The 241-nt window shown below is 35.7% G+C and carries 1 pseudogene; it reads right to left on the bottom strand.

Features of this window, described 5'->3' with window-relative positions:
• Positions 1–241: pseudogene (locus tag ACWA1B_RS23480) on the bottom strand (urocanate hydratase); the annotation flags it as partial.

Here is a 241-nt window from a genome sequence, read left to right as displayed (position 1 = left end):
GTAATCGAAACACATTGGACCCATAATATCCTGAACATAACTTGGATATTTAAAATCGATATTATTTGGAGCCATAACATCAGCTCCAGCGCGTGAAGCTTCTAATAAAAAGGCATTTCCGTAATCAAAGAAGTATGTTCCTTTTGCAGTATGTTTATTGATTGCATCTGCATGTCGGCGTAAAGATTCCTGAACTTTTTCTTTGAATAGTTCTGGATTTTCAGCCATCATCTTATTAGCA

The sequence above is a fragment of the Flavobacterium xizangense genome, from assembly GCF_054075145.1.
This window is presented reverse-complemented; position numbering and strand designations above follow the sequence as displayed.